This is a genomic window from Echinicola pacifica DSM 19836, from assembly GCF_000373245.1.
GTDB classification, from domain to species: domain Bacteria; phylum Bacteroidota; class Bacteroidia; order Cytophagales; family Cyclobacteriaceae; genus Echinicola; species Echinicola pacifica.
Genome location: NZ_KB890738.1, coordinates 105,633 through 131,206 on the forward strand (window position 1 = coordinate 105,633; position 25,574 = coordinate 131,206).

Here is a 25,574-nt window from a genome sequence, read left to right on the forward strand (position 1 = left end):
TACTTTCATTAGGCTACTATTCAGCTACAATCCTTAGAATGCTTAAAATTCCGAAGTAAAGTGGAAGTCAATATCCGGATAATTGTCCTGAACCATCTGTAACCAAGCTCTGGATTCCGCCATAAAGACCAGTTTGCCATCCTTATCCCGAGCGATATGACGGTTCTTGGATCGGACAAACTCATCCAGCTGCTTCTTATCGGTGCTGCTGATCCAGCAGGCCTTGTAGAGGTTCATAGGCGCAAACTCCACTGTGGCGTTGTATTCATTTTTCAGCCTAAACTGAATCACCTCAAACTGCAGCTGCCCCACAGTCCCGATCACTTTCCTAGACCCTATGTCAAAGGTGAACAACTGTGCCACACCTTCTTCCATCAGCTGTTTAAGCCCCTTCTCCAACTGCTTAGTTTTCATGGCGTCCTTATTGATCACCTCCTTGAATATCTCAGGGGAGAAGGACGGAATTCCTTTGAAAGTAAGACTTTCACCTTCCGAAAGCGAATCACCTATCTTGAGATTCCCAGTATCATAGAGTCCTACAATATCCCCTGGAAAAGCCTCATCTATAATTTCTTTGTCCTGAGCCATAAAAGAGGTCACATTCGAGAACCTTACAGGCTTGGGAGTCCGCATGCTTTTATACGGCTTATTTCTCTGGAAAGTCCCTGAGCAGATCCGTAAGAAGGCTATTCGGTTTCTGTGATTAGGGTCCATATTGGCATGAATCTTAAAGATAAAGCCACTAAATTTACTTTCATCAGGTAAGACCTCACGCTCTTCAGCATTTCGGCTTTTTGGTGCTGGCGCAATATCAATAAAGGTATCCAGCATTTCCTGCACTCCGAAATTATTAACCGCAGAGCCAAAAAACACAGGGGCTACTTTGCCATTAAGGTAATCTTCCTTATTAAATTCCGGATATACCCCTTCGATCAGCTCCACATCCTCTCTCAATTGGTAGGCGTTATTCTCTCCCACCAGTCCTTCCAATTTAGGGTCATCAAGATTCTCGATCTCGACGATTTCACCTGACAGTTTACGCTGAGAGGGTCTGAATAGGTTTAGGGAGTTATTATATAGATTGTACACTCCTTTGAAGGTCTTCCCCATGGAGATGGGCCAAGATAGAGGACGCACCTTGATATTGAGTTTTTCTTCTACTTCATCCAGCAGATCATAGGGATCACGGCCTTCACGGTCTAGCTTATTGATAAAACAGATCACAGGGGTATTCCTCATCCGACATACTTCCATCAGTTTCTCGGTTTGGATCTCCACCCCCTTGACGCAGTCGATGACCATGATGACACTATCCACAGCGGTCAGGGTCCTATAAGTATCTTCAGCAAAATCCTGGTGACCCGGAGTATCCAAAAGGTTTATTTTTACATCCCTGTATTCAAACCCCATCACGGAAGTCGCCACAGAGATACCTCTCTGCTTCTCTATCTCCATCCAATCGGATTTAGCATGGGTATCTATCTTATTGGATTTCACAGCCCCAGCGGTCTTAATAGCCCCACCAAAAAGCAATAGCTTCTCAGTAAGGGTGGTTTTTCCCGCATCCGGGTGGGATATAATCCCAAACGTACGTCTCTTTTGAATCTCCTTCGTTAAACTCATCTTTTTCAGGCTCCTTAATTAGCAAGGTGCAAAGGTAGCTGATATAATTGAAAGATGGAAAACTTTGATCCTGCAAGCTGAAGGACTATGCTTACTAAGCCAAAAACGGATCATGATCCACCTTGAACTCCGAGGAATTCTCATCTGCGGCCATCAGGACAATTCTAAAAGTAGTCCCCTTTCCAGGTTCTGAATCATACACGAATATTCTTCCCTGATGATAGCCTTCGATGATCCGTTTCGCTAAAGTAAGCCCCAATCCCCAGCCTCTTTTTCGAGTGGTAAAGCCAGGATTAAAGACTTTCTTAAACATGCTCTTATCTATGCCTTTGCCGGTATCTGTAATATCGATATGTACAAATTTCTCACTCTCTTTGATGATCTGTATGGAGATACTTCCTTGCCCCCGCATGGCATCCACCGCATTTTTGCAGATATTCTCAATTACCCACTCAAATAATGACTTATTCATCATTGCCTCCACATCCTCTGCATGGCTGTTGAGCGCGATGGAGACCTTACTACTGATACGTGGCCGCAGATAATTGACTGCCTCCTCTATCACGGAATACACATTCTCCTGCTTGATCACTGGAGAACTGCCAATATTACTAAACCGCTCCGTCACCATCCGCAACTTCGCTACATCCTTATCCAGCTCCACGATCACCTCTTTATTCTCTTCCCAAACGGGGGAATTTTTCAGGTAATCAATCCATGCCATTAAGGAAGCAATGGGGGTACCGAGCTGATGCGCCGTTTCTTTGGTAAGACCGGCCCACACTCTGTTTTGCTCAGCGATTTTGCTCTGGTTAAATACGGCAAAAGCCAGCACGCCAAACACCAAAATCACCGAGAGCTGTACGTAAGGGTAGTATTTTAGTCGGGTAAGCAGTTCTGAGTTGGTATAATACATGTATTGATTATCCACAATCTGAATGGGCTCATAATCAAGCTTCATCCGCTGCACCTCAGCACGGAGCTTATTTTCGATATCTTCCTCAGTCGCATTTTTCTTGAAGGTAATATTTCGGTACTGACCGCTAGGTTTGCCGAAGGCATCCGCTACAATTACAGGGATATTATGATTCTCCTGGATAATCCCCTGATGAATAAAAGTAAGGTTATCAGAATTATTAGCCACGTATTCCATGGCATTGGCATATAGGGTGATCTGCTTTTTCTCACGCTCTTTTAGCTCGCTGACCAGCGTATTGGTGTAGTATATCGAACCAATACTTATAATAAGAGAAGCCAGAAAAATGATCCACTTCACCTTGCCTCTATTATGATATAAATCCAGCGTTGCCAGATCCTGAATTTTATTTCTCATTCAATAAATTTCTCTTTGACTTTAGGGCATTGGCAAGCCCAAACAGCTACCCACCACTTCCAATATGGCTTCAACGTTAATTTTTGCAAAATATTTCATTATTCCATCCCGGTTATAGATATTATCAATCGACTATTGAAAATATCAGTTTGAAACAGAACCAAGATTCTCGTAAATTCGGATAATATTTTAAATAAACAAAACAAATATAATATGGCGACCAACGAAATAGGACTAAAAGTAAAAGATAGCAAAGTATTGGCTGAAAAGCTGAACAACCTTTTGGCTAATTATGAAATTTATTACCAGAATCTGAGAAATTTCCACTGGAACGTTTCCGGTCCTAATTTCTTTGAGCTACATGCCAAGTTTGAGGAATTATACAATGAGGCAAATGAAGCCATTGACGAAACTGCTGAGAGGATCCTCACTCTGGGTGAGCGTCCATTGAGCAGCTTCTCAGAATATATCGAGCAAGCAGTCATCAAGGAGGCAAAGAAGATCTCTGAACCTACCAAAATGGTAGAACAGGTACGTGACAATCTGGGCACACTATTGACCTTGGAGAGAGAAACCTTGGAGATCGCCAGCGCTCAAGGTGATGAAGGAACTGTAGCGCTGATGAGTGACTATATCACTTCCAAAGAAAAAGTGGTGTGGATGCTTTCTGCCTATCTAAGATAATAGTTATTAAACCCCTAATGGGCCCAATGAATAGCGCTTGAAGTCTATTCATTGGGCTATTTTTTTGTCCTTAAAAATTTAATTACTCTGCTTTATCCATTTCCACAGGGTTCTATAGTTCACCTTGGTCCCATGGACCAAAATCCCTATCCTATAGATCTTACCCGCCACCCAAGCCGTAAAGAGGAATCCCACAATAAGAAGGGTCATCGACAAGATCAGGTCAAAGGCAGGTATTCCAAAACTAGCTCTTCCGACCATCGCTATGGGGGAGGTCAAGGGGATCACTGACAGCCAGAAACTCGCTTGACTATTTGGGTCATCCAGAATAAAAATAAACAAGCCAAAGTAACTCGCCATCAATGGAATGGTCACTGGCAGCATAAACTGCTGTGCATCCGCAGGGGAGTCCACTGCGGCACCTATCGCTGCAAAAACAGCTCCATACAGCAAGTATCCGCCAAGGAAATAAAAGAGGAATGTGAAGATCAAAGCCACGAAATCGATGCCTTGCATGGCCACTAGGAATTGACCTACCTGACCAGAGGCCATCATCTGCTCAGCGGCCTCGCCACCTGCCATTTCCATCGCCTGCTGCTGCGGCATCTGCATACCAAAATAACCCATGACCACCGTGGAGATGGTCGTCATCAGCAGGATCCAGATCAGGAATTGTGTAAGGCTTACCGCTCCTATTCCCAGCACCTTCCCTACCATAAGCTCAAAGGGACGAATGGAGCTTACCAAAATCTCTATAATACGGCTGGATTTTTCCTCGATTACCCCCTGCATGACTTGATTTCCATAGATAAAAATAAAGGTGTAAATGAGTATCCCAAGAAAAAACCCTAATCCATAATTGATCGCTGAATTGGAAGCTTTCTCCACTCCACCTTTCTCCAAAGTGATGGAATTGATGTTTACATTAGTTTTTAGCTGCTTTATGAGCAGGGGATCGATTCCCGAATCATAAAGCCTTATCTCTTCAATTTTACGTTTCAGCTCACCTTCCAGCTCGGATATAAGCCCCATGGGAGCAGATTTTTCAGAATAAAATAATATTCCTTCCGGGCGCTCCAATTCCAGAGGGGGAATATGCAAAAAACCATACCGCTCACCAGCTACCACCATTTCCTTGGCTTTGTCGGCGGGAAGATCAGAATAGGAAAACGCAAATTCTCCATTAGATTCTAAAAAGAAGGCCTCAGTCTCGTCCACCACTTCTATGATCCGAAGGGCATCTCCCCCACTTTCGCTGGTGGATATCCAAAGAAACAATCCTAAAATAGCAGGAAATACTAAGGGAGTAAGGATGGTAGTCAGGAGAAAAGATTTCTTTCTTACGCGAGCAAGGTATTCTCTTTGGATCACCAAAAAAATTTTTCTCATGGGGTCGTTTCTTTAACTTTTTGAATAAATATTTCCTCAATGGTAGGGATCATCTCTGTAAATCCTATGACTTGCCCAAAGGGCAAAATCTCATTTAAAAGCTCATTGGGCTCTCGGCCTTCAAGTAAAGCCTTAAATTTCCACTTGCCTTCCTGCTGTCTCACCATTTCCCAATGTGCGGGGAAAGGAAGTCCATCTGGAAGGAGCTCCACCATAAATGTACCCGTCTTGGCCTGATCTCTGATCTCCCCGACTGATCCATCCAGGACCTTTTGGGACTTATTGATCATCGCAATATGATCACATAAGAGCTCCACTGATTCCATCCGGTGTGTGCTGAGGACGACGGTGGTACCTTGGGATTTTAATTCAAGGATCTCATTTTTTATAATTTCTGCATTTACTGGGTCAAAACCAGAGAAGGGTTCGTCCAAAATGAGCAGCTCTGGATCATGGATCACCGTGGAGATAAACTGCACTTTCTGCGCCATGCCTTTGGACAGGTCTTCGATTTTCTTCTCTGCCCAGTTGGCTATATCAAGTTTCTTAAGCCACTTATCCACTTTCTCATGCGCTTGGGAGGAGCTTAGATTTTTCAGTTGAGCGAAATAAAGCAGTTGCTCACGGACTTTCATCTTCTTATATAAACCTCTCTCCTCAGGGAGATAGCCGATATTGCGAATGTGCTTTGAGGATAATTGCTCCCCATTGAGCAAAACACTTCCGCTATCTGCCTCTATAATTTGATTGACAATTCGGATCAAGGTTGTTTTGCCAGCGCCATTTGGTCCTAGCAAACCATATACGCCTCCTCGAGGAATAGTTAAATCCACATCCGTAAGTGCCTTATGGTCTCCATAGCTCTTATTCAGAGCAGTTATTGTAAGTATATTCACCTATAGCTTATTAAGATATTTACTTTAAAAGTATCAAAATCTTCTAATATGATCCTATTGATATGCTTAAAAAACGCAGTCTGGCAAAAATAAGGGGAATAGATTAGGCACAATGATTATTTCTCTGATTCATTACCTTTGAATCCAAAACCTGAAAGCAGCAAATAAGATAAAGAAATAAGGAGAGTTAGAATAATCCATATGGGGACGCCCACCCCTCATAAGCATCGAGTTTGGGGTATTATTGCAGCACCAGAGAGCCCACAGATACATCAATCTCAAACTCCATCAAATTGGCTGCATTTTTTTTGTACCCTTTGCTCACATAGACCTTTTCCTCTAGCTCTGAGAGATAGGAAGGCAATTTAGTCCTGCACATAGCGGTGGAGTTGATACGAATAATATAAGGGTACTGAGGAGATGGTAAGGCGATATAAACTGCGCCTGCCCCTACGGTGGTGGTCACCAGGCAGGGACCAATATCATGGGGCATCTTACGGAAGTTTAGATTTACCTTGCCATAATTGACATCAAAAATCAGGTTTCTAGCATTGGCGTGGGCCACGTTTATGCCATCGACAGTCCCCATATTCACCTTTACCAGTAAGGTATCCATGGCTACAGAGTTGATGGCTTCATCCTGGAAAGTCAAATAAACATCAGCCGTAGCGGTATTGATTTTACATTTTTTGACTTTGATATGTGACAGATCCACATTGGCACGGCCAATACCAAACTGCAAATTCAAATCATAATTAAAATCTTCGCTTAGGCCTACTTCCCATGTATGATCAAAGTCGCCTTCTGCACTTGCAAAAAGTTTTGAGGAGAGGCTTTTGCCAAAGCTTTCTCTATCTACATCGCTATGATTCAGAGTAGCTTTGAGGGTATTATCATCTATTGAGTATTGGAATTCAGGTAATATATTCACCTTTGACAGGTGAGCATGGATCATTAATGGCTTATTAGAATATAATCGATCGATAGAGGACACTCCTTTATAGGAGGAGAAGTTTAATTGAACCTGATCAAATCCACTTCTTTCCTTCACCGCAAACTCCTTGACGATCTGAGCTTCTGCCCAGTGAGCCATTCCACAGGCCAGAAAAACGATTAAGCACAATCTATTCAACATACGAATAACCTACGAAAGCTTAGGTAAAAGGTTGGCAGAGGCATAAAAAAAACCGGAAAAAATCCGGCTTTTTTTATAGTCCTATTGAGGTTCTAGAAAAACTCCTTCATTTTATCGAAAAAGCTCTTCTCAGAATTACTTGGATCAGGAATAAAATTCTCAGAAGTTCTGAGAGATTCCAGCATATCTTTTTCCTCTTTGGAAAGCTGTCTTGGCGTCCATACATTGACATGTATGAGTTCGTCTCCACGGCCGTATCCATTCAGATCTTTGATTCCTTTCCCCTTGAGTCGAAGAATTTTTCCACTTTGGGTTCCTGGCTCAAGTTTGATTTTCACTTTACTTTCTATGGTTGGCACTTCTATATGTGCTCCTAGAGCAGCATCAATGAAACTAACATAGAGGTCATATACGACATTATTTCCATCACGCTGAAGCAGGTCATGCTCGATTTCTTCAATGACAATGAGCAAGTCTCCGGCCACACCGCCTGGGGTTTCATTCCCTTTTCCAGAAAGGCTCAGTTGCATTCCATCAGCCACGCCAGCAGGGATATTGATAGGGATCACTTCCTCTTTCAACATCAAGCCTTTGGCATCAGCATGGTCTGGCTTCTTATCGATGATCTGTCCTGTACCGCCGCAAGCAGGGCAAGTACTTGCAGACACCATCTGACCAAGCATCGTATTCACGACTTTCTTAATTTGCCCCTGACCTTGACAGGTATTACAGGTTTTGAAGGAAACACCGTCCGCGACCACGTGACGTTTCACTTTTATTTTTTTCTCTACGCCGTTGGCCACCTCTTTTAGGTTGACCTTTAATTTGACACGAAGATTGGTTCCTTTGCGCATTCTACGACCGCCGCCACCGCCGCCGCCGAAGAAAGACTCAAAGCCTCCACCACCGCCGCCAAACACGTCGCCGAATTGGGAGAAGATGTCATCCATATTCATCCCGCCACCGCCATAGCCGGCATTGCCGCCTACGCCTTGATGGCCAAATCTATCATAGCGTTCTTTCTTCTCTGGATTGCTGAGCACCTCATAGGCTTCAGCGGCTTCTTTGAACTTATCTTCTGCTTCCTTATTGTCTGGGTTTTTGTCAGGGTGATATTTGATCGCCATCTTTCGATAAGCTTTTTTTATCTCCTCCGCAGTCGCCCCTTTGGACAGCCCTAGTACCTCGTAAAAGTCTCTCTTTGCCATAATTTCTTAAGATCCAATGACTACCTTGGCGTATCTCACGACCTTATCGCCAAGGGTATAGCCTTTTTCTACCACATCAATTACTTTCCCCTTCATCTCTTCAGAAGGCGCGGGAATCTGGGTGATGGCTTCCTGCGTATCCGCATCAAAATCCTTCCCTATCAGATCCTCCATTGCCTTCAGCCCTTTGGCCTCAAGCATTTTGTATAGTTTATTATATATCAACAAGCTTCCTTCAAGGGCCTTCTCCTGCCCACTCGCTTGCTCTTCTGCTCTAATCGCTCGCTCAAAATCATCCACCACAGGAATCAGATCCCTCAATACATCCTCAGAGGCTGTTTTGATCAGATCAAGTCTTTCTTTGGAAGTCCTTCTTCTGTAATTCTCAAATTCAGAATATAACCTCAAATACTTGTCCTTCATCTCCTGAGCTTCCGCCTTATATTTCTCCTCTGCTGACGGCTCTTCTGAGCTTGCTTCGGCATTTACTTGCTCTTCGTTGGTGGAAGAGCTCTGTTCTGCATTCTCATCAAAAGCAGTTTCCGCTTGCTTATTTTCAGTCTGCTCTTCTGGAGCTACATTTTCCTTATTCATATCTTCTTTTGACAAATTTTCCTGATTTGACATACGAATTATCTTTTTCGCTTCCTTCCTACTTTATCAATTTGTTTGCCATACTGCATCAACTGACAAAGTGACATTATTCTATAATGGCTTGGTAAAGGGAATCTTTAAGTTTATCGAGGTTATACTGGCTTACGGAGGAGATAAAGATACATTCTATCCCTTCAGGGAGGTCTGCACGCATCTCATTCATCAACTCTTCATCCAGCATATCTGACTTAGATACCGCCAAAATGCGCCTTTTATCCAGGAGCTCAGGATTGTACTCTTCTAATTCCTTCAGTAGAATACCATATTGTTCCTTGATACTCTCTGCATCTGCAGGCACGAGGAATAAGAGGATGGAGTTTCTTTCAATATGCCTCAGGAAACGCAGGCCTAGGCCTTTGCCTTCAGAAGCGCCTTCAATAATCCCTGGGATATCAGCCATTACGAAGGATTTATCATCTCTATAGCCCACCACACCCAGGTTAGGCACTAAGGTGGTGAAAGGATAATCACCTATTTCTGGCTTAGCAGCCGATATGGAGGATAATAAGGTCGATTTACCAGCATTAGGAAAGCCTACTAAGCCCACATCTGCCAGTAATTTTAGTTCTAATACAATCCATTCTTCTATCCCATCTTCCCCAGGCTGCGCATAATGTGGCGCCTGATTGGTGGATGTTTTGAAATGATCGTTTCCTAAACCACCACGTCCTCCAGAAGTCAGGATGATCTCTTCTCCGTCTGCATTCACCTCAAAGCGCACCTCTCCGGTCTCCGCATCTTTGGCGACGGTACCCAAGGGTACCTCTAAGACGATATCTTTTCCATCACGGCCTTTTCTTCTTCCTCCTTCTCCTCCTTTACCCCCTTCGGCGATGACATGTTTTCGAAATTTCAAATGTAGCAAGGTCCACAACTGGGAATTGCCACGTAAGATAATATGGCCTCCACGACCACCATCACCTCCATCAGGCCCACCTTTGGGCACATGTTTTTCTCTGCGAAAATGCGCCGAGCCTGCTCCTCCAGAGCCTGATCGGGAGCAAAATTTCACGTAATCTATAAAGTTGGAATCTGCCACAGTGCTATATTTTTTACAAATAAAAGAGGCTAAGATTTACTCTTAGCCATCCATTAACTGCCACAAAGTTACAATTATTTTTCGGGTATTAATAGTTATCTATAACCTCACAGATATTTCCGAAAATCTCCTCAATACTTCCCACTCCATGTATGGTAGATAATTTACCTTGAGCATCATAATAACTCGCCACAGGTAGGGTCTCATCATTATATACACGGATTCTGGTATTGATTTTCTCCTCATCCTGATCGTCCACTCTTCCCGAGGTCTTACCACGCTGTCTGATTCGTTCTTTCAGTTCCTCTTCAGGGACATCCAGGGCTATCATCCCGGAGATGCCCATATCTTTATCCTCAAGCAGGCCATCTAAGGCTTCCGCCTGAGCCACGGTACGAGGAAATCCATCCAAAATAAAGCCTTTGGCAGAGGTACTGGACTTAATCTTGTCATCCACCATACCAATGACCACCTCATCTGGCACCAAGTGCCCCTCATCCATATATTTTTTGGCCAATTTTCCCAAATCCGTGCCTTCACCAAGGTGTTTTCTAAATAGATCTCCAGTGGAAATATGCTCCAGTTGGTATTTCGCAATTAGCTTTTCACTTTGCGTCCCTTTGCCGGCACCCGGAGGGCCAAATAATACTATGTTTAGCATGATTCTTATGGTTTTTATAGTGTTTAGGTGTTCCCTTTCACTTTAGTTGATATATTTCTTTAAGGTTGCGGCCATACCCGTCATAATCCAGGCCATAGCCAACCACAAATTTATTTGGAATCTCGAAACCTACGTATTTTACGGATACCGCAGCGGTCAAGGCTTCAGGTTTCAGCAATAAGCTGACCACCTCCACGCTAGAAGGGGCCTGAGCTTTCAGCTCATTAATTAAATAAGCCATACTCAAACCCGTATCCACAATATCCTCCACTACCAATACATGTCGCCCCGCTAAGGAACCTGTTAGCCCCAGAACCTCCTTCACCTTACCAGTGGATGACATTGATTCATAAGAGGATATTTTTATAAAAGACATTTCCAAAGGGGTATCGACTGCCTTCATAAGGTCTGACAAAAACATAAATGCCCCATTAAGCACCCCCAAAACCACTGGTTCTTTCCCAGCATAATCTTGGCTTAATTGTGCCCCTATTTGGTTCACTCTGTCCTTCAGCTCCTCAGCAGACAGGTACAACTTGAATTCTTTATCTCTTACTTTCAACATATACAATAAAAAAGCCCTAAAATTTAGGGCGTTACAAATATAGAAAAATTTCATTTTAGCCGCCTATTTTGCTCTATAAAGATGTCAATTACAGCCCTTCCGACCTCCATAGCCCTCCAAAATGAGATTTTCCATCTATTACAGATGTTGCATAAGATACTTATATAGGTTAATCATTGCTTCCAGATCAAGCAAAGACACCTTTTCGTCGGGGGTATGCACATTATCTTCCGGGGCTCCCACAAAGCACCAATCTATAGGATAGGGGCTCATCTGAATCTCTCTACCGTCACTCCCTCCGGCTCCTTCCACTTCGAGCTGATAAGGCACACCACTTTCGGCAGCTAAAGCCACTATTTTATTAATATAGGTTTTGCGGGGGATAAATTGATCCCTAAGGGAAATCGCAACTCCCTCATGATGCTTCACCCCTTCGGTCACCCAGGTGATATCAGAGATAAGCGCCTGCCGTACCCCCCACTTTTCGTAAATAAACTTGGCCAGAAACGGCACACTGCCTCCGCCATGTTCTTCATAAGTAGAAAACACCACCAGGCCATCTTCCAGATCTTCACAAATTTCCAAGGCATTAAATACCCCAAGGCGGTTATCCAGATAAGCGGCTTGAATATATTCATCATCTACTCTTATATTTTGCTTATAGGAAAGGTTGGTACCTGGCTGGATACCCCGAGGGAAACCATGAATAAGTTGATCCTCCACTATATGCGCAGTACATTCGATAGGACCTAAGGCATCCTCTCCTACCAGGATATTTCCATCCTGAACATCCGGTCCTCCAACAGGCACCAATTGGTTGTGATAACGGCAAGTAAAGCCTATCGTATCCAGGTGAGCGAAGACCGCGGTGCGTGGATTTCCGAATTTTAAGACAATATTATCTTGAAATTCTTCACCAAAATAGACTTCTGGCAGAACCTTCCATGACTTTTTACGTTGTTGGACATAATCCATAATGAAAGACGAGAAATTGTGTTCATCGCCTGAAACGCCTGTTTTTTGTAACATTTGATACAGAAAATCCATGTTTGGCATAGTTTATGAGTTGTTTGTTTCTGCAAATTTGGAACTAATTATCTTAAAACAAACTGTAAAAAATTTATAGTTATTGAATAAAAAATTTACATTTGCATTACACTTAATCGTTACTAAGTTTGGATTTAAATCAATTAAACACTTAATTTTGAAAAAAAATTTTTTTTGAATCATGAAAAAATTATTACTATCAACATTAATGGCTGGCGCATTGGCAGTTGGAGCTAATGCCCAGAACGACTTCAACAAGTGGTCAATTGACGTTAATGGTGGATTTAATAAACCGATGAGCCCTATGTCTCCAGGTTTTTATTCTCCATCATTGAATCTAGGACATGCTGATGTTGGGGTAAGGTACATGTTTAACGAGAAGTTCGGGATGAAACTGGACTACGGCTTTGGTAAATACCAAGAAGCTGATGGTACTCCTTCATTCGAAACAAACTACTCCCGTATCAACCTGCAAGGTGTTGCTAACGTGGGTAGAATGATGAACTTTGAAACTTGGACGAAGACAATCGGTCTATTGTATCACTTAGGAGCTGGTTACGGAACTGTAACTCCTAAAGAGAACGAATGGGTTGACTTCAAAGATGAGACTTATAATTTCATCACAGGTTTAACGGCTCAGGTAAGACTGGGTAACAGAGTATCCCTTAACGGTGACATCTCTACAATCATCAGCGGACGTCAGAATGTAGCCATCGATGGTCACACTTCTATTCTTCCTACTGACCAAGGTTATTATGGCGCTAACGCTGTATCTTGGACTGGTACATTGGGTCTGTCTTTCTACCTAGGTGGAAATACAACACATGCTGATTGGTATGTAAGAGAAGGTATGTATGCAACTAAGAGCGAACTTGAGAACCAAATCGGTGAAATCAAGGATATGCTTAAAGACTCCGATGGAGACGGTGTACCTGATTACCTTGACAAAGAGCCTAACACTCCTTCTGGAGCACGTGTAGACTCTCATGGTAGAACTCAGGACTCTGATGGTGACGGTATCCCTGATCACTCTGACGAATGTGCTTTTGTACCTGGCCCAGCCTCTAATAACGGTTGCCCAGTAGAAGAAGTTGAAGAAACTGACTTCTTCCAGAAAGCCATCAACGACGGTTATGTAAACGTATACTATGCATTTGATAGCGCTAAGCCACTTGGCTACTCTGCTTCTTCTGTAAATTATGTTTCTAACTTCCTTAAGAGAAATCCAGGTGTGAACGTTGAAGTTAAAGGTTATGCTGACGAAATTGGCCCTGATAACTACAACCAGAAGCTATCTGAAAAAAGAGCTAAAGCTGTTTACGATCAATTGATCGCTGCAGGTATTGACTCTAGCAGAATCTCTTACAAAGGTTATGGTGAAGACACTAGCGTAGATAAGCAGTCTGCTGATGCAAGACAACTTGCTAGAAGAGCTTCTTTCCAAGTTCAATAATCTAACGCTAAGCGTATAAATTTAAAACCGGCCTTTTCAGGTCGGTTTTTTTTTGTGTATTTTTGGCTTATATGTTTATACTCACCGAACAAAATTCAATAGCGTGTCACTTTCTGCAAGGCCTACGGGACATCCAGCAACAAGGTGATCGGCTGAAGTTCCGCAGAAATATGGAGCGCCTTGGAGAGGTCATGGCTTATGAACTATCAAAATCCATGGCTTATCAGCCTCTTGAAATCACCACCCCCCTAGCCAAGACGGTCAGCCCACGAATAGAAAACTCACCTGTAATCATCTCTGTCATGAGAGCTGCCGTTCCCTTCTACCAAGGATTTATCAATTACTTTGATGAAGCTGATAGCGGTTTTATTGGGGCCTATAGAAATGACAATTCGGATGGTAAGGAAGTAGATATCACCTTTAGTTATCTCGCCGCTCCCTCCATAGAAGGCAGAGAAGTCATACTCGTGGATCCTATGCTCGCAACAGGCAAATCACTGGTGACAAGTGTAGAACAGCTCCTTAAAAACGGCACACCAAAAAAGGTCCATATAGCCGCCATAATTGCAGCACCTGAGGGAGTAGAATACATCCAAGACAGCCTGAACCTCCCTTACGAAATCTGGTTGGGTGCCATGGATGAAAAATTGAATGACAAAGCCTATATCGTCCCAGGATTGGGTGATGCAGGTGATCTGGCCTTCGGCCCAAAACTATAAGCCAACTTGATCTATTTATTTTTAATTATAGGTTTTATCATCCTCCTGATCGGAGGAAAAACCCTCGTGGATGGAGCGTCTGCCATTGCTGTGAAACTCGGCATGAGCCCCGGGCTTATAGGCTTAACCATTGTGGCATTTGGCACTTCAGCCCCAGAACTATTAGTTAGCATTACCGCGGCACTAAAAGGCACCAGTGACATCGCAATCGGAAATGTGGTGGGCTCCAACATCTCCAATATTACACTGGTATTAGGAAGTGCGGCCATACTATATCCCATCAGTATTAACCGCAATATCCTCAAATGGGACTATAGCTTCACCCTTGCCTCTAGCATATTGTTTTTCCTACTGGCCCTAGACGGGCTAATTAGCCTTTGGGATGGAATATTCCTTTTGGTATTGCTCGTCATTGCCAACTGGATTCTCATCCGTAAATCCCAAAACAACAGTGAGGAATCTGGTGAGGAAGAAATAAAAAAAGCCGGCAACCAGCCTCTATGGAAGGCCATAGGCTTGATTTTGCTAGGGATTGTAGGCCTTTACTATGGCTCAGAGCTATTGGTAAACAACGCCATCACCATAGCCCAACAATATGGAATCAGCGAAAGGATCATCGGAGTGACTATCATCGCTATCGGCACCAGTCTGCCGGAGCTTACGACGTCCATCCTAGCCGCTTTGAAGAAAGAAACAGATATTGCTTTAGGTAATATATTAGGGAGTAACTTGCAGAACATTCTCTCCATCATTGGCGTTACTGCTATTATACATCCCATGAATGTAAGTCAACTCTTCCTATCCTCGGATTTCTTATGGATGATGGGGTTCACCGCCCTTTTATTCCCGATTATGCGAACTGGTTTTAAAATCGGACGCTGGGAAGGAGGCTTATTGATCGCCTTGTATGGACTTTATCTCATCGCTCTGCTATAGATTATGATTGAGTATATATTACAGTTCCTGGCCATTTATACCGTTTGCTTATTCAAGTTCCTGGGAGGACCACTCCTTGGAAATGCCGCAAACTATTCCATCCTGGAGATTGTCATTGTCACCGTATCTGGCATGATGACCAGCGTGATAGTCTTTGCCTATCTCGGAGAATGGATCAAATCAGTCTGGACCATCAAGGTGCGGAAAAACCCAAAGCGCTTTAGCAAAAAAACAAGAATCATCGTGAAGGTTTGGCAAAAATTTGGGGCGATAGGCGTCGCAGCCATTACCCCGCTATTCCTTACCCCCATAGGTGGGACCATCCTTTTAGCTTCTTTTGGGGTAAAGAGAAATAAGATTTTCCTTTATATGTTTATTAGTGCCGTATGTTGGGCTTTTATCCAGGGCATGTTTATCCATCAAATATTGGAAATCCCCTTCCTTAAAAATCTCATTGTCTAAACCCCGAAGATCAAGTCCCTATTTAGCTACTGCACCTTAACCCCATATGATCAGAGACAAAAGTCAGTTTCAAGAATTGATCAGTCTTCATCCGGCATAATATCAATATCCCGGATCAACACTTTCTTAGCAATCTTCTGACCAGTAATCGTCGCAGCTAAGCCTCCAAGGGCCGTTTCTTTATATTTGTTTTCCATGCTGGCGCCAATTTCGCCCATAGCGTCTATACATTCATCCACTGGAATGACGGCATCGACATCCGCTAAAGCGATTTGCGCTGAACTATTAGCAATAGCGGCAGCGCTGGCATTCCTCACCACGCAAGGTACCTCTACCAGACCAGCCACTGGATCGCAGACCAAGCCGAGCATACACTGAATGGTGATCGCCACCGCATTGAACACCTGGTCTGTGGAGCCTCCAAGGCAATACACCATAGCGCCTGAAGCCATCGCAGCAGCTGAGCCCGTCTCAGCCTGACAGCCTCCCACAGCACCCGCTAAGCTTGCCTTCTGCTCTATAATCAAAGCTATACCAGCACCTAATAACAAACCCTCTAGGATAAGCTCATCCTCTAACTGGTGAATCTCCTGAAGCGTGTACAATGTCCCCGGTAATATCCCTGAAGCTCCAGCTGTAGGTGCTGCCACCACTCTCCCCATGCAGCTGTTCACTTCCTTGGCCGCTAAGGCCCGAGCTATCAAGCGCTGGAAATCAACCGATAAAACGGCTAAGGGATGACGATACACCTTCTTAGCGCCATTATTTATCATTCCCGAGCGGGAATTCATGTCTTCATTCAAGCCTATATCTACCGCCTCTTTCATGACGGAATAGGCATTCTGCAGGTGAGCCCATATCTCTTTCTCGCTATGTCCTCGTTGATCAACCTCGTACTCTAGCACCACCTCGTGGAGCCGCATGCCATTTTCCTCACTATAGGTCTTCCAACCTGAGAAACTTTCAAATAAATAACTCATATCGTATCCGGGTTTACACTTCATGTAAATGTAAAAAGTAAATCTGACTATCAAGAAAAATCCAGCGCTGATTTTCAGCGATAGTTATTCCCGAAATCTTTCAAAAATCAATCGAATCGCAGAGTGAAAAATCCAGCGATAGATAAGAATCACTTACAAAAATAAGAGGTGGTAGTGAAAGAAAAATAACCTTCAAGACTGAAAGGCTGGCATAAACTAATCAATTGAGCCAAGGCATAAAAAAACCCCTCCCAAGAATTGGAAGAGGTTTTTTGATATTAAATCTAACACCTAACACTATTATTTAATTCCTGTAATTTCAGCATCAAAGAATATTGGTTGGAACGGATTCAGCTGAACATTCAAATATCCTTTTTGGAAATAATCATTTCTAATTGACTGCGGTAATACTCGAGCCAAATTGGTATAGGCTGCAGAGGAGGGAGAGATCACTTGAATTTTTGCTTTATTATGAAGGTTATTTAGTCCTACATCCACAAAGCCTAAGTTATCTTTAACTCCTAATGTAGTGGGAACACTAGCGGAAGACTTCGCAAATGGATCCGTTGCACCTAGCTCGTACATTCCATAAGTAAAGCTAACGGTATTTCCGTTTTTAGACTTTTCGGTATCTGTATCTCCTTGATCAATGACCTTTACATATACATCCTTCTCCATTTTGGTGAATCCCTCAAGATCATTCTCTATCAGGTATTCCTGAATCATATTGTCCTCCATTGCCGCTACTTCATCTTTAGAATATATCTTGGCAAAAGTCACTTTAATTTTCAAATGGCTATAAGGAGGAATCAGAGTACCATATCCATAATCCGAAAAACCTACATAAGAAGGAACATAAAGAGTCAAGGTCTCCCCGACCTCTGCTAAACCTACTGACAAATTCATGGCTATAGGGGCTAGGGTCTGTGCTCCCACATCATACCTAAATAGCACCGGATCCCCATCTTCCATGGTATGCTCACCGATGAATGCTCCCTCGAGGGTTTCCATTTCATAATAGATCCCTACGATGTCCTCATCTTTGATTTTCACACCATCTTCTACATCCACATCCCGGGTATAATAATAGCCTGAGATGGTTTTTTCGGCTTCAATTCCCTTTTCAGAGATATAAACCTCTAAGGCCTTATCATCTCGTGTTACTTGCTTTTCATATTCCGTGGGCTCATCATTTAGACAAGAAGTCATCATCACACCCAAAGTCACCGCAGAGACTGCTACTAAAATTCTGTTCATGTTGGTAAAGTTTATTTTTGCTATTTTTTAAATTGAAAATTCATCCTCAAGTTGACTCCTCCCACCGAGAATTGCTGGTTGGTGAAAGTCATATTTCCTAGAGGTAATTTATAATACGGCTCTATGGATAGGAAGGTGCCATTGGTTAGGCTATATTCATAGCCAAAGGACAGGTTTAGCATCTTTCCTAGGTCCACATTAGATTGTCCATCTTCTGGTTTATATTCTTCACTATAGGTCTGCACCGATTGGGCACTAATCAAACTACCGGTAGCACTGGTAGAAAATCTAGAGTCCACAGAGAAAGTTTCCGTTCCTGTCTGATTGAGGTAGATCATACTCGACAGGCCTGTGATCAGAAAGAAATCCGCACGTGATTTATCGACCAACTTATATTTCAAATTGATGGGGATATCCAAGCTAGAATACCGGAAAGTATAATCAGATCCTAAATAGTTATTCGTAAACCCTACACCAAGGCTATTGAAATCTGAACGTACAGTCATCGATTCGGGAAGCTCCGCGGGACTGTCACTGTGGATATTCTGCTGCTGTGCATAAGTCACTCCAACATCAAGCTTCAATCGCTTACTAAAGGAAAATTCTGATACGAGTCCTCCATTAAACTGCATGCCCGATTCTGAGTTAGCGACGGTCTGGGGACCGCCTATGATCCCTAACCTGAATGGCATATCTTCAGATTTATCGGATTGATTCATTATACTTGCGGTATTTTTCTCAGCGCCAGTGCCTGTGTCGCCTTTCCATTGATCAAGGTATTCTTTAGCCTGCTGCTCATCCATTACAGCTTGCTCGGATGCCATCATGCTGGATTTCAAACTTTGATTAGTGGCTAGGGATTGACGATTTACTTGGCCAGGAGCAGCTTTTGAGCTTGGAGACTCCCCTAGAATAGCAACCTCACCTAAATAGTCGGCAATCATAGCCTCATCGTAGGAATCCATCCTTGGCAGGGATTCCAATGCATCACTATCTGTTCTTGGCTGAATTGATAGCGTCTCAGGAACAGCCATAATTTCAATACTATTGGAAGATTGAATAACTGGTTTGGCCTCTGCCAGTTGCGGCCCTGTATCCTCCTTGGAGGAATCTATTGGGGCCTTCAGGAGTTCCTCGATATCCTTGCTTTTATTAGCTATGGTCCCCTTAAAGGTCGAGACACCTTGTTCGATTTCTTTTTCGTATGGAAAGAAAACCAAAGCTAAAATCACGGCCGCGGCAATTCCAGAAGCCAGATATGGCCATACAGCCCAACGTTTCTTAGTTGGTTTATTAAAATATACCTGGGAAAACTTATCCCACTCTTGCGGGTCAAAGGGCTCCTCATATTCTGCGAAGGAGTCCCTGATCTTCTCCACCAGCCGTTTATCGAATTGCTCCTTCATCTTTTATTTTATTTAACTCTATTATTTTTTCTCTTAGTCTCTGCTTGGCTCTAGCCAAATAAGTACGACAGGTACTTGCCGGAATATCGAGTGTTTCTCCAATTTCTTTATGACTAAATCCCTCGATCTCATACATATTAAAGATGATTCGCATCACCTCTGGAAGTTCTCTCATGGCTCCCATGATATCATCTCTGGATAGCTCATCGATAATATTGGGATCCAAGGTCTCTGCATGAGCCTTTTCTATTTCCATAACCGCATAATGCTTGACATTTTTACGGTAATAATCAATGGAAGTATTGATCAGAATCCTACGAAACCAAGCTTTGAAAGAACTGCCCTCATTATATTGATTCATACGGTCAAAAGCTTTCATAAAACTGTCATTAACAATTTCACAGGCTTCCTCGCGGGAATTGGAGTATCTTAGCGAAATGCTCATAGCATAGCCATAGTAATGCTTATACAGCATTTCAAAGGCTTTGGGGCTACCACTTTTTGCTTCTTTGATAAGATACTGGTCCAAATGAATGGGCTTTATTATGTATTGCTTTTCGTCTAGACGGTAAGAGTAAAAAAAACGCTACAAACGATAAAAAAAAATAAAACTAATTGCTGGACTATTTCCTTTCAGTCAGGTCCAAAAGGAAATAGTCCAGGGAAAATAGCTGTCAATGCAGTAGCTTAAGAAAAATTAAAAATTAAATTTCAGCACTTGATTAATAGCCGGATCAAGACTCAGTGCTACAGGGCAGGTTTTGGCTGCATTTTTTAATTTTTGTCGAAATTTCTCGTCCTCTAAAGGATTTTCCCAAAAGAATTCAACAATAATTTCTTTAATTTTTCTTGGCTGACTTTCCATTACTTTAGTGACTTCCCAGCTTAGGCCTTCCAATTCTATTCCATCACGATCGGCTACGATGCCCATAATCGTCACCATACAGCTTCCTAAGGCTGCTGCGACCAGGTCAGTAGGTGAAAATGCCTCACCCTTGCCATTATTATCGACAGGTGCATCCGTTATTATTTTAGAGTTTGACTGAAGGTGAACCGCCTCAGTTCGAAGATTTCTCAGGTAGGTACTTTTAATAGTAGGCATAAACCTTTATTTTTATTTGTAATTTACTAACATTAACGACAAAATTAGCGTTAAATTCCTTACCATATATGAAAAAAGGAGCAAAATATCTAACATCCGTCTTACTCATTTTTATCTTTCCACTCATCGTAATGGGGCAAGGCAGAGAGGCGGGGAATTACGATTATGATAAAGAAGTATTTTTTGGGATCAATAAAAACTCTATTGGAGGCCTTATAGGAGGCTTATACCTAAAGTTAGGGTCGAGAATCACCGAAAACACTTTTCAATTTTTCTCCTTGGAGCTCGCAAACGTAAAGAATCCAAAAGAAGCTCGGTACAGCACCTACCTTGGAAATAGCTTCATTTATGGTAAATCCAATTATCTCTATAGCATCCGACCACAGTATGGTCGGGAATTGATATTATACAGTAAGGCGCCTCAGAAAGGGGTTCAGGTATCTGTACTCACGGCCATTGGTCCTTCATTAGGGATAATAGCCCCTTACTATATAGAATATGCCGCATCCAGCTCCGAAAGCAGTAGAGCACAATATGATCCTGACATTCACCAGTCAATGAATTATATTATGGGCCCAGGAAGGTTGTTTGAAGGATTAGGAGAATCTGATTTTGCCCTTGGCGCAAATGCCAAAGCGGCCTTAACCTTTGAGTTTGGATTATTCAAATCAAATGTAAGCGGATTGGAACTAGGCTATGAATTAGAGGGTTTTACTAAAGAAATCGTCCTGATGCCCACCACCGAAAACAAGCAAATATTTCAATCGGTTTACTTTACCCTATTCTATGGCTTCAGGAAATGACCAGTAAATTGGTTTTGCTCGTGCAAAACCTTAATTTTGCGATACGATAAGCAATTGAGATGATAGAACTACCCGTAATATCCGAAGAATCCAAAAAGCGAAAAAAACCAGACTGGCTTCGTGTAAAACTTCCCGTTGGGAAAGAGTACGCCAAAGTCCGGAAGCTTGTGGATCAACATAAATTACATACCATCTGTGAAAGTGGTAACTGTCCAAATATGGGGGAATGCTGGGGTGCCGGTACCGCCACCTTTATGATCTTAGGCAATGTATGCACTAGATCTTGCTCCTTCTGTGCGGTGGCTACAGGCCGTCCGCCAGAATATGATCTGGACGAACCTAGGAGAGTGGCAGAGGCGATCCAACTGATGGGAGTAAAACACGCCGTACTCACCTCTGTAAACCGTGATGAACTAAAAGATCGTGGGGCAGAGATTTGGTACCAAACCGTGATTGAGACCAAGAAACTCTCCCCGGAGACCACCATTGAAACCTTAATCCCAGATGTGAAATCTTCCTGGGATGCGCTATATAGGATGATCGATGGAGGTCAGGAAGTGGTTTCTCATAATATGGAAACAGTGGAAAGCCTCTATAGAAGAGTCAGACCTCAAGCCAAATACCAACGATCGCTGGAGCAAATTAAGCTGACTAAGGAGTATGGTAAAAGGACTAAGACCGGTATCATGCTCGGTCTTGGAGAGAAAAAAGAGGAAGTTTATAAAGCAATGGATGACCTGGCAGCCCATGGTTGTGACATTCTTACGCTAGGACAATACCTCCAGCCTACCAAAATGCATATTGAGGTAGCAGAATTTATCCATCCTGATCTGTTTGATCATTATAGAGAAGAGGGACTAAAAAGAGGGTTAAAATACGTGGAATCAGGCCCACTGGTAAGATCTTCATACCATGCGGAAAGGCATGTGAATGTATAATAAATAACTTATTAAAAAAAAGACTTGGTTATCACTAACCAAGCCTTTTTTTATGGGGATTCATTCATTTTTTCCCGAATAAGAAGGGTCTAAAACTGGAAAAATATAGGCACAAAAAAAACTCATCTTTTGAAGGATGAGTTTTAATATAGGACTCTTAGAGTCAGTAAGTCTTAATTGCCACCAAGTGCTTCTGCACCAGCCACAATCTCGAGAATTTCATTCGTAATGGCTGCCTGACGAGATCTGTTATATAGCAGTCTAAGCTCTTTCAGGAGTTCGCCGGCATTTTCTGTAGCTTTCTCCATGGCAGTCATTCTGGCGCCATGCTCAGAAGCATTACTTTCAAGTACCGCTTTATAGAATTGAATTTTCAGGGAAGTAGGCACCAATTCCTGGATAATATATTCTCTGGAAGGTTCCATGATATAATCCACATTGGTAGCAGAAGGCTCCACTGATTCAGTTTCCTTTTCCATAGGGAGGAACTGCTCATTCCGAACCACCTGAGTGGCCACGTTTTTAAATTCATTATAAACGAGGACTACTTTATCGTAGGTACCGTTTACAAATCCATCCATGGCATATTCGGCTGCATCTTTGACATGGTCAAAGTTTAGGTCCAGGAATACCTTATAATAATCCCCTATTACGGGAAAATCTCTTTTTTGGAAGGTCTCAAAAGCTTTTTTACCTAATGGTAGAATAGAGACATTTTTCCCTGCATATTCAGTATTGATAGCAGCCATGGTAGCCTTAATGACGTTTGTATTAAAGGCACCACATAAGCCTTTATCAGAAGTAACAGGGACAATCAACACATTATTGATTTCTCTTTTTTCTGAATAAACCAGATCACTGCTTCCTTCACTCCCAGCAGAAACGTTATTAAGAATGGCAGTTAATTTCTGAGAATAAGGGCGCATCTGGACGATTTTGTCCTGAGCTCTTCTTAGTTTGGCTGCAGCCACCATTTTCATTGCTTTGGTGATTTGCTGCGTAGAAACTACAGAGTTGATCCTTTCTTTTACTTCCTTTAGGTTAGCCATGTTATAAATAGAGAATAAGAGCCTCACCCTCCTTAATGGAAGGTGAGGAAATTAATTATTTTGCGTACTTAGGTGTCAATTCTTTAGCTGCTTTCTCTAGCAATTTACCAGCAGTATCCAAATCACCTTTAGCTATAGCTGTAAGAGCATCTTGGTACTGAGTAGTAAGCAGGGTATAGAAATCTTTTTCAAAAGCTCTAGCTTGTGAAACAGGCACCTCATCCATAAGACCCTTAGTGGAAGCATAGATGATAGCGGTCTGCAGCTCTACCTTTACAGGAGAGTACTGAGCTTGCTTAAGGATTTCTTGGTTTCTACGACCTCTTTCGATGGTTCTCTTGGTAGTTGCATCCAGATCAGATCCAAACTTGGCAAAAGCTTCCAATTCACGGAATTGAGCTTGATCAAGCTTCAAGGTACCAGATACCTTTTTCATGGATTTAATCTGCGCATTACCACCTACTCGGGATACAGAGATACCTACGTTAATCGCAGGACGAATACCTGAGTTGAAGAGGTTAGTTTCCAGGAATATCTGACCGTCAGTGATGGAGATCACATTGGTAGGGATATAGGCAGAAACGTCACCTGCCTGAGTTTCGATGATAGGCAGTGCGGTAAGAGATCCACCACCTTTAACCAAAGGCTTAAGAGACTCAGGAAGGTCATTCATTTCTTTTGCGATCGCATCAGAAGAATTCACCTTAGCGGCTCTTTCCAATAGTCTGGAGTGAAGGTAGAATACATCACCAGGATATGCTTCACGTCCTGGAGGTCTTCTTAGAAGAAGGGAAACTTCTCTATAGGCAACGGCTTGCTTGGAAAGGTCATCATAAACCACCAAGGCAGGACGACCAGTATCACGGAAGAATTCCCCGATAGCAGCACCAGTAAATGGAGCAAAGAACTGCATAGGAGCAGGCTCAGATGCTGGAGCAGCTACAATAACAGTATAAGGAAGGGCACCGCCTTTTTCGAGAGCAGCGACTACACCTGCCACAGTAGAGGCCTTCTGGCCAATGGCTACATAGATACAGAATACAGGCTCACCTTTTTCGTAAAACTCCTTTTGGTTAAGGATGGTATCGATGGCTACAGCGGTCTTACCCGTCTGACGGTCACCAATGATCAGCTCACGCTGTCCTCTACCGATCGGAATCATGGCATCAATAGACTTGATACCTGTCTGAAGTGGTTCATTTACTGGCTGACGATAGATTACACCTGGAGCTTTACGTTCCAAAGGCATATCATATAAGTCACCTTCGATAGGGCCTTTGCCATCAATAGCATGACCCAGGGTATTTACCACTCGGCCTAGCATTCCCTCACCGGCTTTGATAGAGGCAATTTGTTTGGTTCTTTTTACGGTATCACCTTCTTTGACTCCTTGAGAGTCTCCGAACAATACTGCACCAACATTGTCTTCTTCAAGGTTAAGCACCATTGCCTTAAGTCCGTTTTCGAACTCAAGCAACTCACCAGATTGGGCTTTGGATAGGCCGTAGATACGGGCTACACCGTCACCCACTTGTAGGACAGTTCCTACTTCTTCCAATTCAGCTTCAGTTTTGGCACCAGAGAGTTGCTCTCTCAAGATAGCCGAAACTTCATCAGGTCTTACTTCTGCCATTCTTTTATAGTTATATTGTTATTCCTGTATTGAATTATATCTGCTTCTCGAATTGGTTATTCAAGAAGTGCAATTTAAGTGATTTCAGTTTGCTGCTCAATGAATCGTCAATCTGACGGTCATCCACTTTCAACACGAAACCACCAATAATATCCTTATCGATTTTCTCAACCAATTCTACCTTAGGCTTACCAGAGATTTCTTTTACAGCCTCAGCAAAGACTTTTCTGAGCTCATCACCAATCGGGAAAGTGGTCGTCACGACCGCCTTTTGGATACCTTCATGATCATTATAGATGGCCAAAAATTGCTTTGCAATATCTGCCAACAGGTTTTCTCTCTTTTTACGGGAGATGATACTGTAAAACTTAAGTGTCAAATCCTGAGCAGAACCAGTAAAGATCTGATTGATGATTTTGGCTTTGACATCGGCGGTTACAATAGGGCTTTTCAGCAAAAGTGCAAAGTCACGGTTTTCCTTCACCACCTTCAGCAGTTGCTGCATATCTTGATGTACTTCATTGAGCACACCTTGTTCTACTGCTAATCCTAGCAGAGCTTTGGCATACCGTGAAGCGACTCTAGTTACTGACATGTGATCG

26 protein-coding genes are annotated in these 25,574 nt (G+C 42.8%); 7 read left to right on the forward strand and 19 right to left on the reverse strand.

The window, feature by feature from the left end:
- Nucleotides 1-42: 42 nt before the first annotated feature.
- Both B050_RS0100430 and B050_RS0100435 read right to left on the reverse strand, forming a co-directional pair.
- Entirely contained in the window at nucleotides 43-1,623 is a 1,581-nt protein-coding gene (locus tag B050_RS0100430; RefSeq protein ID WP_018471892.1) for a peptide chain release factor 3, read from the reverse strand.
- Nucleotides 1,624-1,717: 94 nt separating this feature from the next.
- Nucleotides 1,718-2,956 (reverse strand): sensor histidine kinase, encoded by a 1,239-nt coding sequence (locus B050_RS0100435; RefSeq protein WP_018471893.1) that lies wholly within the window; start codon nucleotides 2,954-2,956, stop codon nucleotides 1,718-1,720.
- A gap of 213 nt (nucleotides 2,957-3,169) precedes the next feature.
- On the opposite strand from B050_RS0100435, the gene B050_RS0100440 reads away from it, so the two are divergent.
- A complete protein-coding gene (locus tag B050_RS0100440) occupies nucleotides 3,170-3,640 on the forward strand; it encodes a Dps family protein (protein ID WP_018471894.1) in 471 nt (156 codons plus the stop codon).
- Between the two features lie 78 nt (nucleotides 3,641-3,718).
- Here B050_RS0100440 and B050_RS0100445 read toward each other — a convergent pair whose 3' ends face one another.
- The 9 genes from B050_RS0100445 to B050_RS0100485 form a co-directional block, all read right to left on the reverse strand.
- Nucleotides 3,719-5,029, reverse strand: coding sequence for an ABC transporter permease (locus B050_RS0100445; protein WP_018471895.1), 1,311 nt, complete (start codon nucleotides 5,027-5,029; stop codon nucleotides 3,719-3,721).
- Nucleotides 5,026-5,925, reverse strand: a complete 900-nt coding sequence (locus B050_RS0100450; protein ID WP_018471896.1) for an ABC transporter ATP-binding protein — start codon at nucleotides 5,923-5,925, stop codon at nucleotides 5,026-5,028. The genes B050_RS0100445 and B050_RS0100450 overlap by 4 nt, the downstream gene beginning before the upstream one ends.
- Nucleotides 5,926-6,166: 241 nt before the next feature.
- Nucleotides 6,167-7,060 carry a hypothetical protein gene (locus B050_RS0100455; RefSeq protein WP_018471897.1) on the reverse strand — a complete coding sequence of 298 codons (894 nt, stop codon included), beginning with the start codon at nucleotides 7,058-7,060 and terminating at the stop codon, nucleotides 6,167-6,169.
- Between the two features lie 92 nt (nucleotides 7,061-7,152).
- Nucleotides 7,153-8,268 (reverse strand): molecular chaperone DnaJ, encoded by a 1,116-nt coding sequence (gene dnaJ / locus B050_RS0100460; RefSeq protein WP_018471898.1) that lies wholly within the window; start codon nucleotides 8,266-8,268, stop codon nucleotides 7,153-7,155.
- A 6-nt stretch (nucleotides 8,269-8,274) separates the two neighbouring features.
- A complete protein-coding gene (locus B050_RS0100465) occupies nucleotides 8,275-8,895 on the reverse strand; it encodes a nucleotide exchange factor GrpE (protein ID WP_018471899.1) in 621 nt (206 codons plus the stop codon).
- 73 nt (nucleotides 8,896-8,968) lie between these two features.
- Nucleotides 8,969-9,961 carry a GTPase ObgE gene (gene obgE, locus B050_RS0100470; protein WP_018471900.1) on the reverse strand — a complete coding sequence of 331 codons (993 nt, stop codon included), beginning with the start codon at nucleotides 9,959-9,961 and terminating at the stop codon, nucleotides 8,969-8,971.
- Between the two features lie 88 nt (nucleotides 9,962-10,049).
- Nucleotides 10,050-10,622: an adenylate kinase gene (locus B050_RS0100475; RefSeq protein ID WP_018471901.1), complete on the reverse strand. Its 573-nt coding sequence runs from the start codon at nucleotides 10,620-10,622 to the stop codon at nucleotides 10,050-10,052.
- A gap of 37 nt (nucleotides 10,623-10,659) precedes the next feature.
- Nucleotides 10,660-11,187, reverse strand: coding sequence for a hypoxanthine phosphoribosyltransferase (gene hpt, locus B050_RS0100480; protein ID WP_018471902.1), 528 nt, complete (start codon nucleotides 11,185-11,187; stop codon nucleotides 10,660-10,662).
- Nucleotides 11,188-11,325: 138 nt separating this feature from the next.
- Entirely contained in the window at nucleotides 11,326-12,234 is a 909-nt protein-coding gene (locus B050_RS0100485; protein WP_018471903.1) for a M20/M25/M40 family metallo-hydrolase, read from the reverse strand.
- A 181-nt stretch (nucleotides 12,235-12,415) separates the two neighbouring features.
- Between B050_RS0100485 and B050_RS0100490 the strand changes: the two genes are divergently transcribed.
- From B050_RS0100490 to B050_RS0100505, 4 genes are all read left to right on the forward strand, one after another.
- Nucleotides 12,416-13,687: an OmpA family protein gene (locus B050_RS0100490; RefSeq protein WP_018471904.1), complete on the forward strand. Its 1,272-nt coding sequence runs from the start codon at nucleotides 12,416-12,418 to the stop codon at nucleotides 13,685-13,687.
- 71 nt (nucleotides 13,688-13,758) lie between these two features.
- Nucleotides 13,759-14,406, forward strand: coding sequence for a uracil phosphoribosyltransferase (gene upp / locus B050_RS0100495; protein WP_018471905.1), 648 nt, complete (start codon nucleotides 13,759-13,761; stop codon nucleotides 14,404-14,406).
- A 6-nt stretch (nucleotides 14,407-14,412) separates the two neighbouring features.
- Entirely contained in the window at nucleotides 14,413-15,342 is a 930-nt protein-coding gene (locus B050_RS0100500; protein ID WP_018471906.1) for a calcium/sodium antiporter, read from the forward strand.
- Nucleotides 15,343-15,345: 3 nt separating this feature from the next.
- Complete coding sequence (locus B050_RS0100505) at nucleotides 15,346-15,804, forward strand: hypothetical protein (RefSeq protein WP_018471907.1); 459 nt, start codon at nucleotides 15,346-15,348, stop codon at nucleotides 15,802-15,804.
- A gap of 80 nt (nucleotides 15,805-15,884) precedes the next feature.
- Here B050_RS0100505 and sdaAA read toward each other — a convergent pair whose 3' ends face one another.
- The 5 genes from sdaAA to B050_RS0100530 all read right to left on the reverse strand — a co-directional run bounded on the left by sdaAA (nucleotide 15,885) and on the right by B050_RS0100530 (nucleotide 20,549).
- Entirely contained in the window at nucleotides 15,885-16,784 is a 900-nt protein-coding gene (gene sdaAA / locus B050_RS0100510) for an L-serine ammonia-lyase, iron-sulfur-dependent, subunit alpha (RefSeq protein WP_018471908.1), read from the reverse strand.
- Between the two features lie 300 nt (nucleotides 16,785-17,084).
- The gene (locus B050_RS0100515) at nucleotides 17,085-18,041 is read right to left on the reverse strand and encodes an FKBP-type peptidyl-prolyl cis-trans isomerase (RefSeq protein WP_018471909.1); all 957 of its coding nucleotides are present in this window, start codon (nucleotides 18,039-18,041) and stop codon (nucleotides 17,085-17,087) included.
- A 20-nt stretch (nucleotides 18,042-18,061) separates the two neighbouring features.
- Nucleotides 18,062-19,447, reverse strand: a complete 1,386-nt coding sequence (locus tag B050_RS0100520; protein ID WP_018471910.1) for an outer membrane beta-barrel protein — start codon at nucleotides 19,445-19,447, stop codon at nucleotides 18,062-18,064.
- A complete protein-coding gene (locus B050_RS0100525) occupies nucleotides 19,428-19,976 on the reverse strand; it encodes an RNA polymerase sigma factor (RefSeq protein WP_018471911.1) in 549 nt (182 codons plus the stop codon). The genes B050_RS0100520 and B050_RS0100525 overlap by 20 nt, the downstream gene beginning before the upstream one ends.
- Nucleotides 19,977-20,144: 168 nt before the next feature.
- Complete coding sequence (locus tag B050_RS0100530) at nucleotides 20,145-20,549, reverse strand: OsmC family protein (RefSeq protein ID WP_018471912.1); 405 nt, start codon at nucleotides 20,547-20,549, stop codon at nucleotides 20,145-20,147.
- A 68-nt stretch (nucleotides 20,550-20,617) separates the two neighbouring features.
- On the opposite strand from B050_RS0100530, the gene B050_RS0100535 reads away from it, so the two are divergent.
- Both B050_RS0100535 and lipA read left to right on the forward strand, forming a co-directional pair.
- Nucleotides 20,618-21,352: a hypothetical protein gene (locus tag B050_RS0100535; RefSeq protein WP_018471913.1), complete on the forward strand. Its 735-nt coding sequence runs from the start codon at nucleotides 20,618-20,620 to the stop codon at nucleotides 21,350-21,352.
- A gap of 59 nt (nucleotides 21,353-21,411) precedes the next feature.
- Entirely contained in the window at nucleotides 21,412-22,290 is an 879-nt protein-coding gene (gene lipA, locus B050_RS0100540; RefSeq protein WP_018471914.1) for a lipoyl synthase, read from the forward strand.
- Nucleotides 22,291-22,463: 173 nt separating this feature from the next.
- Here lipA and atpG read toward each other — a convergent pair whose 3' ends face one another.
- From atpG to atpH, 3 genes are read right to left on the reverse strand one after another with little or no spacing between them, the layout of a single operon-like run.
- Entirely contained in the window at nucleotides 22,464-23,339 is an 876-nt protein-coding gene (gene atpG, locus B050_RS0100545) for an ATP synthase F1 subunit gamma (RefSeq protein ID WP_018471915.1), read from the reverse strand.
- Between the two features lie 55 nt (nucleotides 23,340-23,394).
- On the reverse strand, nucleotides 23,395-24,972 hold the full coding sequence (gene atpA, locus B050_RS0100550; RefSeq protein ID WP_018471916.1) for a F0F1 ATP synthase subunit alpha: 1,578 nt from the start codon (nucleotides 24,970-24,972) through the stop codon (nucleotides 23,395-23,397).
- Nucleotides 24,973-25,006: 34 nt separating this feature from the next.
- Nucleotides 25,007-25,567 (reverse strand): ATP synthase F1 subunit delta, encoded by a 561-nt coding sequence (gene atpH / locus B050_RS0100555; RefSeq protein WP_018471917.1) that lies wholly within the window; start codon nucleotides 25,565-25,567, stop codon nucleotides 25,007-25,009.
- Nucleotides 25,568-25,574 lie beyond the last annotated feature (7 nt).

Coding starts and splice junctions, on each gene's coding strand:
- B050_RS0100430 (WP_018471892.1), bottom strand. CDS start 1,623: ATGAGTTTAACGAAGGAGATTCAAAAGAGACGTACGTTTGGGATTATA.
- B050_RS0100435 (WP_018471893.1), bottom strand. CDS start 2,956: ATGAGAAATAAAATTCAGGATCTGGCAACGCTGGATTTATATCATAAT.
- B050_RS0100440 (WP_018471894.1), top strand. CDS start 3,170: ATGGCGACCAACGAAATAGGACTAAAAGTAAAAGATAGCAAAGTATTG.
- B050_RS0100445 (WP_018471895.1), bottom strand. CDS start 5,029: ATGAGAAAAATTTTTTTGGTGATCCAAAGAGAATACCTTGCTCGCGTA.
- B050_RS0100455 (WP_018471897.1), bottom strand. CDS start 7,060: ATGTTGAATAGATTGTGCTTAATCGTTTTTCTGGCCTGTGGAATGGCT.
- dnaJ (WP_018471898.1), bottom strand. CDS start 8,268: ATGGCAAAGAGAGACTTTTACGAGGTACTAGGGCTGTCCAAAGGGGCG.
- B050_RS0100465 (WP_018471899.1), bottom strand. CDS start 8,895: ATGTCAAATCAGGAAAATTTGTCAAAAGAAGATATGAATAAGGAAAAT.
- B050_RS0100475 (WP_018471901.1), bottom strand. CDS start 10,622: ATGCTAAACATAGTATTATTTGGCCCTCCGGGTGCCGGCAAAGGGACG.
- hpt (WP_018471902.1), bottom strand. CDS start 11,187: ATGTTGAAAGTAAGAGATAAAGAATTCAAGTTGTACCTGTCTGCTGAG.
- B050_RS0100485 (WP_018471903.1), bottom strand. CDS start 12,234: ATGGATTTTCTGTATCAAATGTTACAAAAAACAGGCGTTTCAGGCGAT.
- B050_RS0100490 (WP_018471904.1), top strand. CDS start 12,416: ATGAAAAAATTATTACTATCAACATTAATGGCTGGCGCATTGGCAGTT.
- upp (WP_018471905.1), top strand. CDS start 13,759: ATGTTTATACTCACCGAACAAAATTCAATAGCGTGTCACTTTCTGCAA.
- B050_RS0100505 (WP_018471907.1), top strand. CDS start 15,346: ATGATTGAGTATATATTACAGTTCCTGGCCATTTATACCGTTTGCTTA.
- sdaAA (WP_018471908.1), bottom strand. CDS start 16,784: ATGAGTTATTTATTTGAAAGTTTCTCAGGTTGGAAGACCTATAGTGAG.
- B050_RS0100515 (WP_018471909.1), bottom strand. CDS start 18,041: ATGAACAGAATTTTAGTAGCAGTCTCTGCGGTGACTTTGGGTGTGATG.
- B050_RS0100520 (WP_018471910.1), bottom strand. CDS start 19,447: ATGAAGGAGCAATTCGATAAACGGCTGGTGGAGAAGATCAGGGACTCC.
- B050_RS0100530 (WP_018471912.1), bottom strand. CDS start 20,549: ATGCCTACTATTAAAAGTACCTACCTGAGAAATCTTCGAACTGAGGCG.
- B050_RS0100535 (WP_018471913.1), top strand. CDS start 20,618: ATGAAAAAAGGAGCAAAATATCTAACATCCGTCTTACTCATTTTTATC.
- lipA (WP_018471914.1), top strand. CDS start 21,412: ATGATAGAACTACCCGTAATATCCGAAGAATCCAAAAAGCGAAAAAAA.
- atpG (WP_018471915.1), bottom strand. CDS start 23,339: ATGGCTAACCTAAAGGAAGTAAAAGAAAGGATCAACTCTGTAGTTTCT.
- atpA (WP_018471916.1), bottom strand. CDS start 24,972: ATGGCAGAAGTAAGACCTGATGAAGTTTCGGCTATCTTGAGAGAGCAA.
- atpH (WP_018471917.1), bottom strand. CDS start 25,567: ATGTCAGTAACTAGAGTCGCTTCACGGTATGCCAAAGCTCTGCTAGGA.